Origin of the sequence: Acinetobacter sp. YH16031, assembly GCF_013417335.1 — a bacterium.
Classification (GTDB): domain Bacteria; phylum Pseudomonadota; class Gammaproteobacteria; order Pseudomonadales; family Moraxellaceae; genus Acinetobacter.
On the sequence record NZ_VPED01000009.1, the window covers coordinates 12,052 to 29,541 of the forward strand.

The window sequence follows — 17,490 nt, forward strand, 5'->3', positions numbered from 1 at the left end:
AATCGTAATACTAAATTGGCACAGCATTTGAATTTATCTACACCTCCTAATTTGAATATTTATTTTTTATAAGAAACAACTTGCTGGTTACTTTTTGTTACCTAACGGTTACATAAGAAAACCTAAAACTATTTAATTTAGTCTTTATTGATTAATTTATAGTCAGAACTATTTCATATCTTTACATCGGTTTATTTAATCTCTTATTTTCCTTAAGGTATTGTCCACTTCTTAACTCATTGAATTATAAAAGGGGAGCAATGCTAGAATTTAAAAATCAAATCGTACACGGCGCAATTTTCGATATGGATGGAACCATGTTTGATACTGAACGTTTGCGCTTTCAAACCTTGCAACAAGCTTCGCGTGAGCTGATCGACGTCGAATTTTCTGAAAACTATTTAATGCAGTGCTTGGGCTTAAGTGCCCGTAGTGCCGAGCAACTGGCCAAAGAGCGTTATGGACAAGATGTTCCTTATGCCGAGATCCGCCAGCGCGCCGATGTACTGGAACTAGAACATGTACGCAATTATGGTGTTCCAATTAAAAAAGGTTTATTACAGGTACTGGAACGCCTACGCAAGGCAGGTCTAAAAATGGCTGTGGCGACTTCGAGTCGACGTGCGATCGCAGAAGAATATCTGATCAATGCCAATGTCTATAAATTTTTTGATGTGCTGGTGTGTGGTGATGAGATTAAACAGGGGAAACCTCATCCAGAAATTTTTATCAGCGCAGCCGAAAAAATCAATTTAAGTCCGGCTCAATGCCTGATGTTTGAAGATTCCGAAAATGGCCTGCGATCTGCTTATGATGCAGGTGGTATGACGGTACTTTTCAAAGACATTAAAACGCCGAATAAATCAATGCTGGCACAAGCCCAGTATTATTATGAAACGATGGAAGATTTTCTGATAGATCTGAACCAGTTTGTTCCGGTTCTGGAAATGCCTGAACTTGAGACTGCATTTCCGCAAACGCTGAATCAGTTAACAGTTGGGATTCACGGCTTCGGTGCAATTGGCGGTGGTTATCTGGCTCAGGTGTTATCACACTGGGATGGCTATACGCGTCCACGCAAAATTATTGCCTCAACGCGTAATCCACTCTATCAATCTGCCGTAAATGCGTTTGGCACCTATTGCATTCGTTATGGTCAGAACTCTTTTGACCAGCGTATTGAAAATATGAGTGTGATTGATGCGCATGATCTGGAGCAAATGCAGAACATGTATATTGAATCCAGTCTGGTGGCAGTCTGTGTCCCTGAGGAAGCTCTGGTTTCTGAAGCAGAAGTAATTGCACAGGGTTTATATGCGCGATACTTGGCCTACGAGCAGCAGTAACAGCCGCTGACGCTGTTAATTATCCTGAATAAAATCGGGGCCAAACAGCTGGTGATGCAGCAGATTCTGAGCCGTCTGAAACAGATTACGGATGAACAGACAGCGCAGCACATTATGGATCAGCATTATTTCTGTGACACAGTGGTGAACCGTATGGTATCCAAACTGTCCGACCAGAAACTGTACCGTCAGCTGCGCATCAAATACAACATGTTCAAGCAGTATCAGCTGGATGAAGATCTGTCCGTAGTGGATCTGGATGATTCTACAGCCCTGAATGCAGAGCAGGAACATCAGGCGGGCTTATATATTGAAGACCTGCGCCGTAATTTTCAGCCAAGTCATATTCTGCAGTCGATGGACCTGATTCTGTTTAATGCCGAAACGGATATGCCAATCTATGTGGAAAATAACAGTCCATTATTGGCTAAAATGCGCCAAATGATTCTGGTAGATGATATTGCCAATATCCAGCTGATTAAAAACCGCTTATGGAATGGTGTGCATGCGATGATGGCCTGGTATGCCAGCCTGCGCGGTCATCAGACCATTGGCGTGGCCATGTCAGATCATGCGGTCAGAAAATTCATGCAGCAGGCCTTAGCGCAGGTGAAGCATGGTCTCTGTTACCAGATTCCTAAGCATGCTTCAGATCTGGAACGTCTGGCACAAAGTTTTACTGAATCCTGTGCCTATGCTTATCAGGACCCATGTGCACGTGTAGGGCGTGAACCCTTAAGAAAGCTGAAACACAATGAACGGGTTATGGGTTCATTATCGACCTTGCTTAAATATAGTTTACCGTTTGATGTGGTTTTAAAAGGCGCAGTGTTAGGTTATATTTATGCTCTGGAACAGGGTGAATGCGAGCAGCAGGAACTGTTGATGCATTTACAAATCCAGTTAAGACATATGGCATTAGAGCCGCAGCTATATGAGACCTTGTATGATGAAATGTCACAATTCATCAATCAGATTATCGCTGGAAAATTGTCCTTACAAAAATTCATGCAACTGGATTTGCAGCAAGCGCTCAGCTAAATATCAGCAGTAAATAAAAAGACCCAGAACGATTCTGGGTCTTTTTTTATGGAAGTTTATAAATTTATAATTTATACAGTCGTGGATTCTTGCTGATAAATACAGGATTGGGCAATCTGTTGCTGATCATCTGCGGACAGATTAATATTTTCCCATTTTTCCATCTGCTCTAATAGCCAGATAAAATCGGTGAATTGAGGCTCAACACTTTCACCTGCAAGGTTACGAATAATATTCTGAATCTTATGGAAGTCATAAACGTGTCGAGAAGCTGAACATTCAAACTGGATAATCTGATAATCCATCAGCATGTCCCAGACTTCAGAAAGATCCGTAGCATGCTTTAAATCCATCTGGGCTTTATTTACAGCTGCGACTAAGGCCTCTACAGTCAGTGGATGCAACTCGCCCCATTCCTGAGTTATTGCTAGTACTTTATCTGCCACTTTAGGAATCACATTTTGGCTTGCTGCGACAATCAGGCTATAACCTTCAAGCTTGGCCTGAATATTCCAAGGTTCACCCACACAAAAACCATCAAAAATCTGTGCTGCAATCCCTTTGACCATCAAAGGGGGAGGTGAGGTCTTGAGCAATATATTTTTAGCATATTGCGCATCAGTTAAAGCCAGCCATTCTCTTAAACAGTAATGATGAATGGAGTATTTATAAACATGAGCCAGACCTACTTTATGTTGCTGCTTTAAGGCACTGACCAGCTTTTGTGACGTGATCTGTTCATTATCTTCAGGCTGAATGCCCAGTTCATAACACAAATCCTGTCTTAAGCTGATAAATGCCTGATTGATACTGAGGACTAATGGGGTCTGCAAAGCGACTTGTAACTGGTCTGCGCCCAAAGCAGCCGCGGGAAGCATGGCAGACAGGCAATGGGCAGCATCCAGAAAGCCATAGGCCAGACGGTCGCGTAAGCTGGACCAGGAGGCTTCACGGATCAGGTTTACCTTTAAACCCTGTTCAGTAAAATAACCTTGTCGCTCCGCCCAAAGAATGGCAACACAATCAAGCAGTGGAATATAGCCAATATTGAGTTCTGTTTTTTCTAATGTTGTCATTGAATGCTCCTTATTGGCCGGATAACAGTTTTTGTGCATCAAGTAAGCGCCTTGCCATATCGCCAATGGTAATCCGGTGACTCATGGCATTTTTGCGCAACAGGGCAAATGCTTCTTCTTCACTCAGTCCATGCAGCTGGATCAGCAGGACTTTGGCTTTATCAATATCCCTGCGATCACTTAATTTTTCCTGAGTTTCCTTCAGGTCATGTAACAGTTTTTTATGTTTCTGGAATTGTTCAATCGATATTTCCAGAATATTTTCCAGTTTGGTTGGATCAATCCCGTCCACAATATATGCCGTGACTCCGGCATCAATGGCATTTCTGATGGTGTCCTTGTTGGAATTTTGGGTAAATAGAACCGTAGGTAATTCATACTGACTCACGCAGCTTTCGATAATATCGCGATGAGGATGATCCATATTTAACAGAATGACATCGGCATGCAGGCTTTTGATATCAACAATGTTGAGGTCATTCAGAATGACACAGGCCACCACATGAAAATCATGCGCAAGCAAAGAAGCCTGAATAAATTCAGCGCGTTCTGGATCATCATCAATCAGGGCAATTCGTAATTTAGACATGCAAGATTTTTAGCTAGTACATCGGGGAATATTCCATGAGGACTTATGCAAAAAACATACCATGCAATTTGGTGCAAAAAATCAGGAGATCAGATTAAAAGTGTCATAAAAATAGTGCATAGAGTCTGATGAAACCAAATTACTCTGACTAAAATGAGGCGTAATCAAAATAATTGCCCTAAAACAAGGAGTTTCAAGGCGAATAAGAATATAAAATTTATCCTTTAGATCAATTTTAATTTCATCAAGATGATCGGGAAAATAAAAAATCAAATATAGATAAAAATATTGGAATAATAATTGCTTATTTTTAATCCACTATAAAATAAAAAGGTGGAATAGACATGAAATTACAACTTATACCATCCCTGCTAGTAGTAATGAGCAGTCTTTTGATGGCGGGTAATGTGATGGCAGAAGATGGTGGTTTACGTTTTACCGAGAAAACTCTGGCCAAAGTGGCAGAAATGAAAACCAAGAAAAAATCAGCTGAAACCCAGCAAGCTGTACCATTACAAGCACAAGTAATCGAAAATGCCTCTAAATAAAATAATAGCTAGAATACATGAAGAAACTCTCCAGCAGGAGGGTTTCTTTTTTGGGCTGAAATCTATAAGCCATAGTTCAAAAAATAAGAATTCTATTTTCTAGTTATGACTAAGATTTTGGTCTAGAAACCTGTCTATTAAACTGATCTTGATGAATCAGAATATTGTTTATATCTTCAAAATTTTTAATTTAAATCACTTTTTGCCAACTCGAATTAGATGGTTACAAGAAAAAAATACATATTTATAAATTACAAATACTTAATAAATTAGATGTCAGAACTTGTATGAATCTGTCTGTGATCTTGTAAAGTACTGACAGATTTTTTGTATAGAAAAAATTAAAAATATTGCCGCACCAGTCAGATATTTTGGCAGAAAATATCTGCTTAATTTTACATGCTTCATTTATGCTACAGCTTAAATTTTTAAGCCAAGTCCTAAAGCAGATCAGGATCACTTATACAGGATTGTATAAATTCGCCATGAATATGATAAAAATTCCTCTCAAAAAAAATCCGCTTAGCCTGATGATATTGTCGGCATTTTCAGGCCATCTTTATGCTGAAACTACGCTAGCACAGGATAGTGTTCAGCAACTGGACACTATTGTGGTGACCACTGAGCAAAATACAAATTCCCAGCAACAGACTGCGGCCGAACTCGCTAAAGTTTCGGGAGGAACCAATTTTATTTCAGATCAGCAGCTCGAACATCAGCGTCTGGGAACCATTGCTGACGTCTTCCGTCTCCAGCCCGGCATTTATGCCCAATCGCCGGGCAATGAAGGAGCCAAAATTTCTATCCGTGGTTCTGGCATTAACCGTACTTCTGGTGCACATGCATCCGGAACTTATGTCATGATCGATGATATTCCCTTTACCGGACCGGGTGGTACAGCTTATGAACTGCTTGAACCATGGTGGATTGATCATGTTGAGGTGTACCGTGGTGCCAATGGTTTAAAACAGGGCGGATTGTCCTTAGGTGGAACAGTTAATTATAAAAGTAAGACTGGTGCAGAGCAGAATGGCTCTGAATTAAAATATGAAACGGGTAGCCATGGCTATCAGAAATACCAGTTTAGTACTGGCCGACAACTCGATAAGTTAGATTATTATCTGACAGTAACGGGTTCACAGTTTGATGGGATTCAGGATCATGCCGAAGGTGATGGTAAAGGTCTAGCTTTTAATCTGGGTTATCAGATCAGTCCAGATATTGAGACCCGCTTTTATGTCCGTTACCGTGAAAGCAAACATTTAACGCCAGGGCGCATTACCCAGGAACAGCTCAAGAATAATCCTGAAGCAGCCAATGATTTTAATCTGGCTGTAGATGCCAAGCGGATTCAACCGGGCAGTACCTGGCTGGCAAATACTACCACTTGGAACTTGCAGGATGATGCCAAACTGACCGGTAGTCTGGCTTATCACCATTATCCATTGGATCTACGTGAAAGTAGTTATCGTACCAATGTCGATTATGAGGATATTAGTGCGCGGGTTCAGTATGAGAAACCTTATCAGTTATTCGGTCTTGAACATCAAGGGCGAGTTGCTTTTCGAAGTACCACGCACCGTCCGAATAGTGGTGTAAACGAAACAATTCGACGCGATACTACGATTGACGGTGCGCTTTATCCGGCAGATACCGTAACACGCCGTTATACCTATCGTGGTTCAGACAATGTATTGCAATTTGATCAGGAAACCCAGTTGAATGATCAGTTTAAGCTTGATCTTGGATTGGCAGCTGCCTATACCCATCGTGAGAGTGAAGTGACTTACCCAGTCGCCAGTCCTGAAGTCAGTCGCTATGAATGGAATTTCGCACCGCGTATTGGTCTGACTTATCAGCCAAATGAAACATTACAATGGTTTGCCAATTTAAGTCGTAGTATTGAACCGGCACATCCATGGGCAATGGCATGGTCTTCACCATATTATTTTGACAGTGGTGTTGCTTCAGGGCGGGTACGTGAACCTATTTATCTGGACACGCAAACTGCAAATACTTTAGAACTGGGTGGCAGGGGTCAATCAGCTTGGGGCGATTGGGCACTGAGCTACTATTATTCCAAAGTTAAAAATGAGCTATTGTCTTCTGAAATGATTAAGGATTATGGCAATAGTTCGGCTCCCTCAGAAGAACGAATTAGTGTCGAATCCAATGCGACTCCAACCCTTCATCAAGGTGTGGAACTCAGTCTGGATACACCATTGTATGCATCACAGCAGGGCGAGCTTCGCCTACGACAGGCTTATACCTTGAGTGATTTCCAATATAAAAACGATCCTTTATTTGGCAAAAACCAGTTGCCGGGAATTCCAAAACATCTTTATCAGGCACAGCTCAGTTATGCCTTGAATAACGGTCTTTATGTGGGTCTAAATACAGAATATGCATCGAAGATGGCGCATGATTATGCCAATAGCCGCTTCAGTGATGATTATCAGATCTGGGGTATTGATCTGGGATATGCGCCAGAAGATCAGTCATGGAGTGCCTGGGTTAACTTCAAGAATATCACCGATGAAAAATATGCAGCAGTGGTGATTCCAGGTTATGACGACAAAGGTGCGGATGCAGCACGATCTTCACCGGGTGAAGGCTTCTCGACCTATGCAGGTGTATCGTTTAAATTTTAAAATCATCAATTCATAAAAAAAGCGGGCATTTTGCCCGCTTTGTTTATCCTGTCAGCTTATATAAAACTAGCCTTCCAGAATTCCACTGACACCAGTCACAATCATATCAATGGCAATGGTTCCGATTAACAGTGCTGCGACACGACCGACAATATCGACATAAAGGTCAATATAATTGGAATATTTGTGTTGCATATGATCATGCAGATATTTCATCAGGATCAGTAAGCTACAGGTTAAAAATAAAGTGAAAAAAATCACCAGAATAGTCTGCATTAAACTGAGCTGTACACCAGTAATAACTGAAGCTGAAATGGTACCGGGGCCAATCATAAAAGGCATGGCAATGGTGCCAGCCAGATGATTTGGTGCTCCGCGCATGACCCCAATCGTATCCGCACCTTCAAAGACATAGCGATAACCAATCACCAGAAAAATCAGACCACCGAAAATCTGGAAGGATTCAAAGCGAGCATGTAGCACTTCATTGAAGAAGGCTTCACCAGTTTTCGCAAAAATGATGAAAACAATAAAGCTGATCAGGCTGCCCTGAATCAATGCCATATTGAAGACCTTTGCTTCAGAATTACGAATAATTCCAAGCATATAGATACTCATCAAAAATGGATTGAGTAACGAAAAAAACAGGGCAAAGGCATTTAAACTTGCTGACATCATTCAATCCTTCCGTAGTTGAGTGATCCTAGATTTCACGATCCGGGAAAAGTGGACGTTTACCCGGACTAATCCGGTTGATGTGCAGATACATCATATGACGTTCATATTTATCCAGAATGTCGTTAATGACTTGTTCCTTGCTATAACCGACCAGATCATTGCCTTGCGATCCTTCAAACAGGTAACTTTCCAGACGATAGTAATAGCGTCTAGTCCGTTTACCCCGTGAACTAAAGTTTGGTGTGGCATAACGTACTGGCCAGATTTGATAGACGAAGTTTTCTTCTTCATCCAGCTGAATGGTGAGATCCAGATGATACAGTTCAGGTTCTTCATCAAGCGGCTTTTCCTGAATATTCACTTGAATACCTTTATCGGTTAACTCAGTCGCAACTGCTTCAATGGCTGGCTTGCAGACATCATCCAGCATGGCGCGGGTCTGTGAAAGGCTTGGATGCAACATCACCCGGCTCAGACGTTTTTTCCAGTTGAAGATGTCGACATTACCGACGACTGGTGCAGCATTCAGACTGGTACTGGCCTGACGGAAATCCTCAAGTCGCAAGGATTTATACAATCCAGCCATGACAAAGAAGATCACGAAACTAAAAGGCAGCCCCATAATAATGGTGGTGTTCTGTAATGCTGTCACACCGTTAGCCATCAGCATAGCTAGCGTCAACAGACCGATTGCAATCGCCCAGAACACACTGAGCCAGCGCGGTGAATCATGCTCAATATTAGTGAATTTAGTAGTGAAGTTCCCCAATACCAATGCCCCTGAATCCGCTGAAGTCACATAGAACAGCAAACCTGTAATGGTGGCGACACCTGCGAGAAATGTGAAACCTGGATACTGTGCCAGTAGGTCATAAAAACCATGTGCCGGGTTTTCTAAAACAGTGGTCGCAAGCTGAGTATTACCATCAAAAATCACGCTGTATAAAGCACTGTTACCGAAAATAGACAACCAGGTCAGGGTAAATAACAGAGGAATAACCAAAGTCCCGGTGACAAATTCACGAATGGTACGACCACGAGAAATACGGGCCAGGAACAGACCTACAAATGGCGACCAGGCAATCCACCATGCCCAGAAGAACAGGGTCCAACTATTCATCCATTCTTTCGGTTGTTCAAAAGGAAAACTGCTTAAAGAGAGTTTCGGGAACTGGCTGAGATAATCACCAAAATTCTGAATTAGAGCTGCTAATAAAAACTCGGTATTTCCCATAAAGAGAATAAAGAGCAGCAACCCGATTGATACGTAAATATTAATTTCAGACAGAACCCGGATACCTTTATTGACACCCGCAGTGACGGAAATAATGGTAATAATGACTGCAACACCAATTAATGCAGTTTGAATCCAGATATTTTCCGGTAAGCCGAACAGGACATGCAGACCGTAATTTAGCTGAACCACACCAATACCGCAGGTGGTGGCAATACCAAAGATTGTGCCCAGTACCGCAGCCGTATCCACCGTATGGCCAATCGGGCCATTAATTCTTTTTCCAAAAATAGGATAAAGCGCAGAGCGAATTGTCAGTGGTAAATTATAGCGATAACTGAAATATCCCAACGCAACCCCAATCAGCGCATACATACTCCAGCCAGTCAGACCATAGTGAAATAGGGTCCAGACCATGGACTGACGCGCGGCTTCAAAAGTTTCAGCTTCACCGACTGGTGGACTCATATAGTGCGACAGGGGTTCAGCGACCGAGAAGAACATCAAGTCAATCCCGATCCCGGCTGAGAACAACATGGCCGACCAGCTCAGCAGGCTGAATTCGGGTTTAGAATGTTTGGGACCAAGCTTGATTTCGCCATAACGTGAGCAGGCGATAAAGACAATAAAAACCAGATACAGCGTTGCCGCCAGCAGGTAATACCAGCTAAAGGTACTACTGACCCAGTTTAAAATATTAATAATGACTAGATTGGCTTGTTCATTAAATAAAATCGTGATGATAGAAAACAGCAGAATAAGCGTCGCCGAACAATAAAAGACTACCTTATTCAGACTATCTTGCACCTCTTCGTTTTTCTTTTGCATAAATCTCTGACCATCGTTTTTGTTGCCGGATGATCTACAGTGCAGTGTGATTTAAAAGCAAAAGCTGGCCCTAAAGCTTCCTTGTTTTCGTGAATTACAAACTTTTGCAAATCCAAAACAAACTGCGCTGTACATCAAGGGTGAGCTGGCACTATAATTTTTATTAATTGAACGTTCAATTAAAAAAGCGTTTATGAATTGTTACATCATTCAGCTATTTGCTTTAGCAGAATGATTTTTTATTGCTACATCAGTTATTCAGGTTAGTCCTATGCCAAAAGTTGGTATGCAACCGATCCGTCGTCAGCAACTGATCGATGCCACCTTAGCTGCAGTGAATGAGCTAGGTTTTGCAGAAGCTTCAATTAGTCAGATTGCTCAGAGGGCAGGTGTCTCAACCGGCATCATAAGTCATTATTTTCAAGGTAAAAATGGGTTAATTGAAGCCACAATGCGTTACTTATTGCAGCAATTAGGTAAATCTGTTGCTGAAATCAAGTCACAGGTGAATGACGCCCCTGAACAACGCTTACTGGCGATTGTGCGTGGCAATTTTACTGCTCCACAAACGGATAAAGCGGCCATGAAGGTGTGGTTGGCTTTTTGGGCCAGCAGTCTGCACCAGCCTGATTTACATCGTTTACAGCAAATTAACCATTACCGCTTACATTCCAATCTTAAATATGAATTCATGAAAAAGCTGAGTAAGGATCAAGCTGAGAAGGCAGCACAAGGTCTGGCTGCACTCATTGATGGATTCTGGCTAAGAGGTGCTTTAGTAAGTGGCGAAATTGATCCAGAACTGCCAATTGAACTGTGTAGTGAATATATCCGGCAACAACTCAAATAACCAATCTGCGAGGGAATTCCATTGACAACATTCAAACTGCAACGTCCTTATATCCATGGACAATATGTCGATGCAACGTCCAATAGCACGTTTCAAACTATTAACCCTGCAACAGGCGAAGTCCTGGCTGAAGTGCAGGTCTGTTCAAAAAATGATATCGATCGTGCGGTTGAATCTGCACAACAAGGGCAAAAAGTCTGGGCAGAAATGACGGCGATTCAACGTTCGCGCATCTTGAACAAGGCAGTCGCCATTTTACGCGAGCGCAACGATGAGCTGGCAAAATTAGAAAGTCTGGACAGCGGTAAAGCCTTTAGTGAAACATCGACTGTTGATATTACGACAGGTGCAGATGTACTCGAATATTATGCGGGGATTCTACCGGTTCTTGAAGGCCAGCAAATCCCGCTGAGAAGCAGTTCCTTTGTCTATACTCGCCGTGAACCTTTGGGTGTTGTCGCTGGAATTGGCGCATGGAATTATCCGATTCAGATCGCATTGTGGAAATCTGCACCGGCACTCGCTGCAGGCAATGCCATGATTTTCAAAGCCAGTGAAGTTACGCCTTTAACTGCGCTGAAACTGGCAGAAATTTATACTGAAGCTGGTGTACCGCATGGTGTCTTTAATGTGGTTACCGGCAGTGGTGAAATTGGTGGTTATCTGACTTCGCATCCTGATATTGCCAAAGTATCGTTCACTGGTGGTGTTTCTACCGGCAAAAAGGTCATGGCGCAAGCTGCTAATTCTAGTTTGAAAGAAGTCACTATGGAGCTGGGCGGTAAGTCCCCGCTGATTATCTGTGAAGATGCCGATCTGGATCTGGCGGCTGATATTGCCATGATGGCCAATTTCTATAGTTCCGGTCAGGTCTGTACCAACGGTACTCGCATTTTTGTGCCTTTGCCATTGAAAGCAGCATTTGAAGAAAAGATTTTGCAGCGTGTTGAACATATCCGTATGGGTGATCCTCTCGATCCTGAAACCAATTTCGGTCCGGTGTCCAGCTTTGAGCATATGGAAAAAGTGCTGGGTTATATCGAAAAAGGCAAGATAGAAGGGGCGCGCTTATTGTGTGGCGGCGGCCGTGCCGAAGATGAACAGTTTGCCCAAGGGGCGTATGTCCTGCCAACCGTATTTACCGACTGCCGCGATGACATGACCATTGTACGTGAAGAAATCTTCGGTCCAGTCATGAGCATCCTGAGTTATGACACCGAGCAAGAAGCCATTCGTCGTGCCAATGATACCGATTATGGTCTGGCCGCCGGTGTTGTCACACCAGACTTAGCCCGTGCACACCGAATTATTCATCAGGTCGAAGCAGGTATCTGCTGGATCAATACCTGGGGTGAATCGCCAGCAGAAATGCCGGTCGGTGGTTATAAACATTCCGGTGTCGGACGTGAAAATGGGCTTGTGACCTTACAGCATTACACCCAGACCAAATCGGTTCAGGTCGAACTCAGTCCTTTCCAGTCTGTATTCAGCGCATAAGGGGGATTTGATGAATTACGACTATATTATTATCGGTGCAGGTTCTGCGGGTAATGTTCTGGCAGCGCGTTTAACTGAAGATCCAGATACTAAAGTGCTATTACTTGAGGCAGGTGGCCCGGATTATCGTCTGGATTTTAGAACCCAGATGCCAGCTGCTTTGGCTTATCCTTTACAAGGCCGCCGTTATAACTGGGCCTATCTGACCGATCCAGAACCCCACATGAACAATCGCCGTATGGAATGCGGCCGTGGTAAAGGTCTGGGGGGTTCTTCACTGATTAACGGCATGTGCTATATCCGTGGTAATGCTATGGATCTGGAACAGTGGGCTAGCTTTAAAGGTCTGGAACATTGGAACTATGCGCAGTGTCTACCATATTATAAAAAAGCTGAAACCCGCGATATTGGCGGCAATGACTATCATGGCGATTCAGGTCCGGTTTCAGTCGCAACGCCTAAGAATGGTAATAATGAGCTGTTTCATGCCATGGTCGAAGCTGGAGTACAGGCAGGTTATCCACGTACCGATGACCTGAATGGCTATCAGCAGGAAGGCTTCGGGCCAATGGATCGTACTGTGACACCACAAGGTCGTCGCTCCAGTACGGCACGTGGTTATCTGGATATGGCCAAAGGCCGGGATAATCTCACCATTATTACCCATGCCATGACCAACCGGATTCTGTTTAATCGTAATCAGGCCATTGGCGTAGAATATTTTGAAGGCCAAAATACCTTACAGCCGATTCAGGTCTTTGCAGATCGTGAAGTTCTACTATGTGCAGGTGCAATTGCATCTCCACAAATCCTGCAACGCTCTGGTGTAGGTCCGGCTGAATTATTAAAAAGTCTGGATATTCCGGTGGTTCAGGACCTGCCGGGTGTGGGTGAAAACCTGCAAGACCATCTGGAAATGTACTTACAATATAAGTGCAAAAAACCGGTCAGCTTATACCCAGCATTAAAATGGTATAACCAGCCCATGATTGGCGCAGAATGGTTATTCCTGGGTAAAGGCATTGGTGCCAGCAACCAGTTTGAAGCCGGGGGCTTTATCCGTTCTTCGGATGAGTTCGAATGGCCAAACATCCAGTATCACTTCCTGCCAGTGGCGATCAATTACAATGGGACCAATGCTATCCATGAGCACGGCTTCCAGGCTCATGTCGGTTCCATGCGCTCACCATCTCGTGGTCGGGTTCGCCTGAAATCCAAAGATCCGTTTGAACATCCAAGCATTCTGTTCAACTATATGAGTACCGAACAGGACTGGCGTGAATTCCGTGATGCTATTCGCATTACCCGTGAAATTATGCATCAGCCAGCTCTGGATCCTTATCGTGGTGAGGAAATCAGTCCGGGTAAAAATCTGCAAACTGATGCAGAAATTGATGAATTTGTTCGTAATCATGCAGAAACAGCGTATCATCCGTCCTGTAGCTGTAAAATGGGTGAGGATGATATGGCAGTTGTCGATGGTTATGGGCGTGTGCATGAGATGCAAGGCCTGCGTGTCATCGATGCTTCAATTATGCCGCTTATTATTACAGGCAACCTCAATGCAACCACGATCATGATGGCTGAAAAGCTTGCAGATCATATCCGTGGCAAGCAGGCATTACCTGCTTCTACAGCGCCTTTCTACCGGGCCCCACGCGCTTAAGTCATGGCTATATTCCTGTCGCTTGTTGCATCAAGGAATATAGCGGAATTTATTTTTACCCAAAGCTGGATAAGGCTGTAATTGGTTTCAGTGTTATCCATTCTTTGCTTAATATAATTTATATTTTATGAGAATTTTCAAACAAACAGTCCTTTTCGGCTGTGCTGCTGTTTCTAGTGTTTATTGTTTTGCAGACGATGCAGAAGCAAAAAAAATTGAAACCAGTGGAAACATCAGTGTAGTTTCTAAATACATCTCCCGTGGTCTGACCAATGCACCAGAAAATGATGACGTTGCCTTACAGGCAGCGCTGAATCTGGCTTATGGTAATTTTTATGTCGGTTACTGGGGCTCAACCTTAGGTTATTCCTATCCGGAACTGGAAGGCAAAAAATCACATCGTCGTGATAAAGTCGAACATGATTTTATCATGGGCTATACCTATAGCAGTGAAAACTACGACTGGAATTTTTGGGATGCGACCTATTATTATCCGGGTGGCAGCCATACCACTTCAAATGAATTAGGTTTGAATGTAAGTCGTGCACTGAATGACAAGACCAGTGTTACAGCGGGTGTGTCGACCTATTTATATGATGTGGCCTATGCCAATCAGGGCGATACTTTTTATACCTTGGATTTAACCCATCAGATTAATGACAAGCTTGGTGCACATGTCGGTGCAGCAGGTGGTTATTTTAATGATGAAGGTAAATATGAAGGTAATGAGCTAGGTAATACCACAAAACAGCATGCTTTCCGTTATGCAACTGCTGGATTAAGTTATGAAGTTGCGCCGAAGTTGACCTTGTCTGGTGATTATATCTTCGGTGGTTACGACCGTTTCGGTGATAAGCAGCGCGATCTCGCTGTGTTTGGCATTGGCTATGACTTTTAAGTTGGATCTTGATCTGATTTAAAAGATGCATCTCGCAGTCCATGAAATCCAGTCGGGAACAGTAAGTATTAATAAAAACAGTCTGTTCCCGGCTTAAAGCCAGATTTTCTGCATATTTAATTAACAGATATTTTGATAAATCTGCAGGAAATTCGAGCAAACATTATCAATTTCATAAAATGATTCTATAATAGCGCCCATTCTTACTCGAGCTTATCCTGAAACTAACTGGTTGAAGGTTTAACCCGGGTTATTTTTATTTTTGAGTCAAATTCTCCTCCGTGATTCGGCTTGTATATTCAGATTTAGCATCTTATCTGTCCGTGGCGGCATATAAGAATATTTAGGTATCCACATGGAAATTAAGGTCAATTATCTCGATAATCTTCGTCAGGAAGCCAAGTTCGATGACTTCACGGTAATCGCCGATCAGCCAATCCGCTATAAAGGCGACGGTTCTGCGCCAGGTCCATTTGATTATTTTCTGGCTTCATCTGCATTGTGTGCGGCTTATTTTGTTAAAGTCTACTGTGCAGCGCGTGACATTCCGACCGACAATATCCGTCTGTCCCAAAACAATATCGTCGACCCTGAAAACCGCTACAAACAGATTTTTAAAATTCAGGTTGAGTTACCAGCTGATATTTCTGAAAAAGACCGTCAGGGAATTTTGCGTTCGATCGACCGTTGTACCGTCAAAAAAGTCATTCAGACTGGTCCTGAATTTGTCATAGAAGAAGTTGAGAGCATTGATGCCGATGCGCAGGCTTTATTAATGCCAAATCTGGCTTCAGACAGCCTGACCTGTATTCCGGGGAAAGACCTGCCACTCGAAGAAACTATTGCCAATATGTCTGCGATTCTGGCAGGCCTCGGTATGAAGATTGAAATTGCGTCTTGGCGTAACATTGTACCGAATGTCTGGTCGCTGCATATTCGTGATGCTCAGTCACCAATGTGCTTTACCAATGGTAAAGGTTCAACCAAAGAAAGTGCGCTGGCGTCTGCACTGGGTGAATTTATTGAACGTCTGAACTGTAACTTCTTCTATAACGATCAGTTCTGGGGTGAAGATATTGCCAATGCAGAATTTGTGCATTATCCGGATGAAAAATGGTTCCAGCCGGGTCCAAATGGCGAGTTACCAGCAGAAGTTTTAGATGAACATACCCGTGAAATTTATGATCCTGATGATGAGTTACTAGGCACTCATCTTTATGATACTAACTCAGGCAATAAAGCACGCGGTATCTGTTCATTGCCATTCGTACGTCAGTCTGATGGTGAAACTGTATATTTCCCATCGAATCTGATTGAAAACCTGTACCTCAGTAATGGTATGAGTGCGGGCAATACCTTGGCTGAAGCTCAAGTACAATGTCTGTCTGAAATTTTTGAACGTGCGGTTAAACGCGAAATTCTGGAAGGCGAACTGGCACTTCCGGATGTACCTGAACACGTACTGGCAAAATATCCGAAAATTGTGGAAGGCATTAAAGGCCTGGAAGAACAGGGCTTCCCGGTACTGGTCAAAGATGCTTCTTTAGGCGGTCAGTTCCCGGTGATGTGCGTGACCTTGATGAACCCGCGTACGGGTGGTGTCTTTGCTTCATTTGGTGCCCATCCTAACTTTGAAGTGGCTTTAGAGCGCAGTCTGACTGAACTGTTACAAGGTCGTAGTTTTGAAGGTCTGAATGATCTGCCAAAACCAACCTTCAGTTCAAATGCGGTGACTGAACCGAATAACTTCGTTGAGCACTTTATTGACTCAAGTGGTGTCGTATCTTGGCGTTTCTTCAGTGCAAAATCTGACTATGATTTTGTCGAGTGGGACTTCACCAATAATGGCCAAAACTCAAATGCCGATGAAGCGCAGGAATTGTTTACCATATTGGAAGAGATGGGCCACGAGGTTTATATGGCGGTCTATCAGCATTTAGGTGCAACCGCTTGTCGTATTCTAGTGCCGGGTTATTCTGAAATTTATCTGATGGAAGATCTGGTTTGGGACAATACCAATAAGGCGCTTTTATATCGTGAAGACATTCTGAACCTGCATCGTCTGGATGATGAACAGCTAGAAGCTCTGGTTGAACGTCTGGAAGAAGCAGATGAAGATGATTACACCGAGATCCGTACCCTGATCGGGATTGAATTTGACGAAAATACCGAATGGGGTCAGCTGACCATTCTGGAACTAAAACTGCTGATCTATCTGGCTCTACAGCAATTTGAAGAAGCTAAAGATCTGGTCGAACAGTTCCTGCAATACAATACCAACACGGTTGAACGTGGCCTGTTCTATCAATGCATGAATGTAGTGCTTGAAGTCATTCTGGATGATGAAATGGAACTGGAAGACTATGAACACAACTTCCGTCGTATGTTTGGCGATGCCCGTATGGATGCAGTTCTAGGTTCAGTAGAAGGCACAGTACGTTTCTACGGTTTAGCTGAAACCAATATGCAGCTTGAAGGTCTGGATCGTCATCTACGTTTAATTGATAGTTACAAGAAACTGCATGTAGCGCGTGCCAAGTTTGTAGCAGCGTAGTAAGTGAAGATGATTAGCTGACTTTGCTAGTCTT

General features: G+C 43.1%; 11 protein-coding genes and 1 pseudogene. 8 read left to right on the forward strand and 4 right to left on the reverse strand.

Translation table 11 applies throughout. The annotated features are described in order from the left end of the window. The first annotated feature begins 260 nt into the window (after nt 1-260). Nucleotides 261-2,387: pseudogene (gene mtlD, locus FTV31_RS06055) on the forward strand (bifunctional mannitol-1-phosphate dehydrogenase/phosphatase). 71 nt (nt 2,388-2,458) lie between these two features. Here mtlD and FTV31_RS06060 read toward each other — a convergent pair. Further along, nucleotides 2,459-3,463, reverse strand: coding sequence for an ABC transporter substrate-binding protein (locus FTV31_RS06060; protein WP_180013647.1), 1,005 nt, complete (start codon nt 3,461-3,463; stop codon nt 2,459-2,461). A gap of 10 nt (nt 3,464-3,473) precedes the next feature. Beyond that, nucleotides 3,474-4,052: an ANTAR domain-containing response regulator gene (locus FTV31_RS06065; protein WP_004785667.1), complete on the reverse strand. Its 579-nt coding sequence runs from the start codon at nt 4,050-4,052 to the stop codon at nt 3,474-3,476. A 344-nt stretch (nt 4,053-4,396) separates the two neighbouring features. On the opposite strand from FTV31_RS06065, the gene FTV31_RS06070 reads away from it, so the two are divergent. Next, complete coding sequence (locus FTV31_RS06070) at nt 4,397-4,600, forward strand: hypothetical protein (protein WP_125278494.1); 204 nt, start codon at nt 4,397-4,399, stop codon at nt 4,598-4,600. Between the two features lie 485 nt (nt 4,601-5,085). After that, on the forward strand, nt 5,086-7,251 hold the full coding sequence (locus FTV31_RS06075) for a TonB-dependent receptor domain-containing protein (RefSeq protein ID WP_180013649.1): 2,166 nt from the start codon (nt 5,086-5,088) through the stop codon (nt 7,249-7,251). Nucleotides 7,252-7,317: 66 nt separating this feature from the next. On the opposite strand, the gene FTV31_RS06080 is transcribed toward FTV31_RS06075, so the two are convergent. Together FTV31_RS06080 and FTV31_RS06085 are read right to left on the reverse strand one after the other, a co-directional pair. Beyond that, a complete protein-coding gene (locus FTV31_RS06080) occupies nt 7,318-7,926 on the reverse strand; it encodes a MarC family protein (protein ID WP_159122944.1) in 609 nt (202 codons plus the stop codon). A gap of 28 nt (nt 7,927-7,954) precedes the next feature. Next, nucleotides 7,955-9,991 (reverse strand): choline transporter, encoded by a 2,037-nt coding sequence (locus FTV31_RS06085; RefSeq protein WP_180013651.1) that lies wholly within the window; start codon nt 9,989-9,991, stop codon nt 7,955-7,957. Nucleotides 9,992-10,262: 271 nt separating this feature from the next. On the opposite strand from FTV31_RS06085, the gene betI reads away from it, so the two are divergent. The 5 genes from betI (at nt 10,263) to FTV31_RS06110 (ending at nt 17,456) form a co-directional block, all read left to right on the forward strand. Further along, on the forward strand, nt 10,263-10,841 hold the full coding sequence (gene betI / locus FTV31_RS06090) for a transcriptional regulator BetI (RefSeq protein ID WP_005235723.1): 579 nt from the start codon (nt 10,263-10,265) through the stop codon (nt 10,839-10,841). A 21-nt stretch (nt 10,842-10,862) separates the two neighbouring features. Beyond that, a complete protein-coding gene (betB, locus tag FTV31_RS06095) occupies nt 10,863-12,338 on the forward strand; it encodes a betaine-aldehyde dehydrogenase (protein WP_180013653.1) in 1,476 nt (491 codons plus the stop codon). 10 nt (nt 12,339-12,348) lie between these two features. Continuing rightward, entirely contained in the window at nt 12,349-14,004 is a 1,656-nt protein-coding gene (gene betA / locus FTV31_RS06100) for a choline dehydrogenase (protein WP_179992563.1), read from the forward strand. Between the two features lie 127 nt (nt 14,005-14,131). Next, nucleotides 14,132-14,902 carry a hypothetical protein gene (locus FTV31_RS06105; RefSeq protein ID WP_180013655.1) on the forward strand — a complete coding sequence of 257 codons (771 nt, stop codon included), beginning with the start codon at nt 14,132-14,134 and terminating at the stop codon, nt 14,900-14,902. A gap of 355 nt (nt 14,903-15,257) precedes the next feature. After that, the gene (locus tag FTV31_RS06110) at nt 15,258-17,456 is read left to right on the forward strand and encodes an OsmC domain/YcaO domain-containing protein (RefSeq protein WP_180013656.1); all 2,199 of its coding nucleotides are present in this window, start codon (nt 15,258-15,260) and stop codon (nt 17,454-17,456) included. Nucleotides 17,457-17,490: the final 34 nt, after the last annotated feature.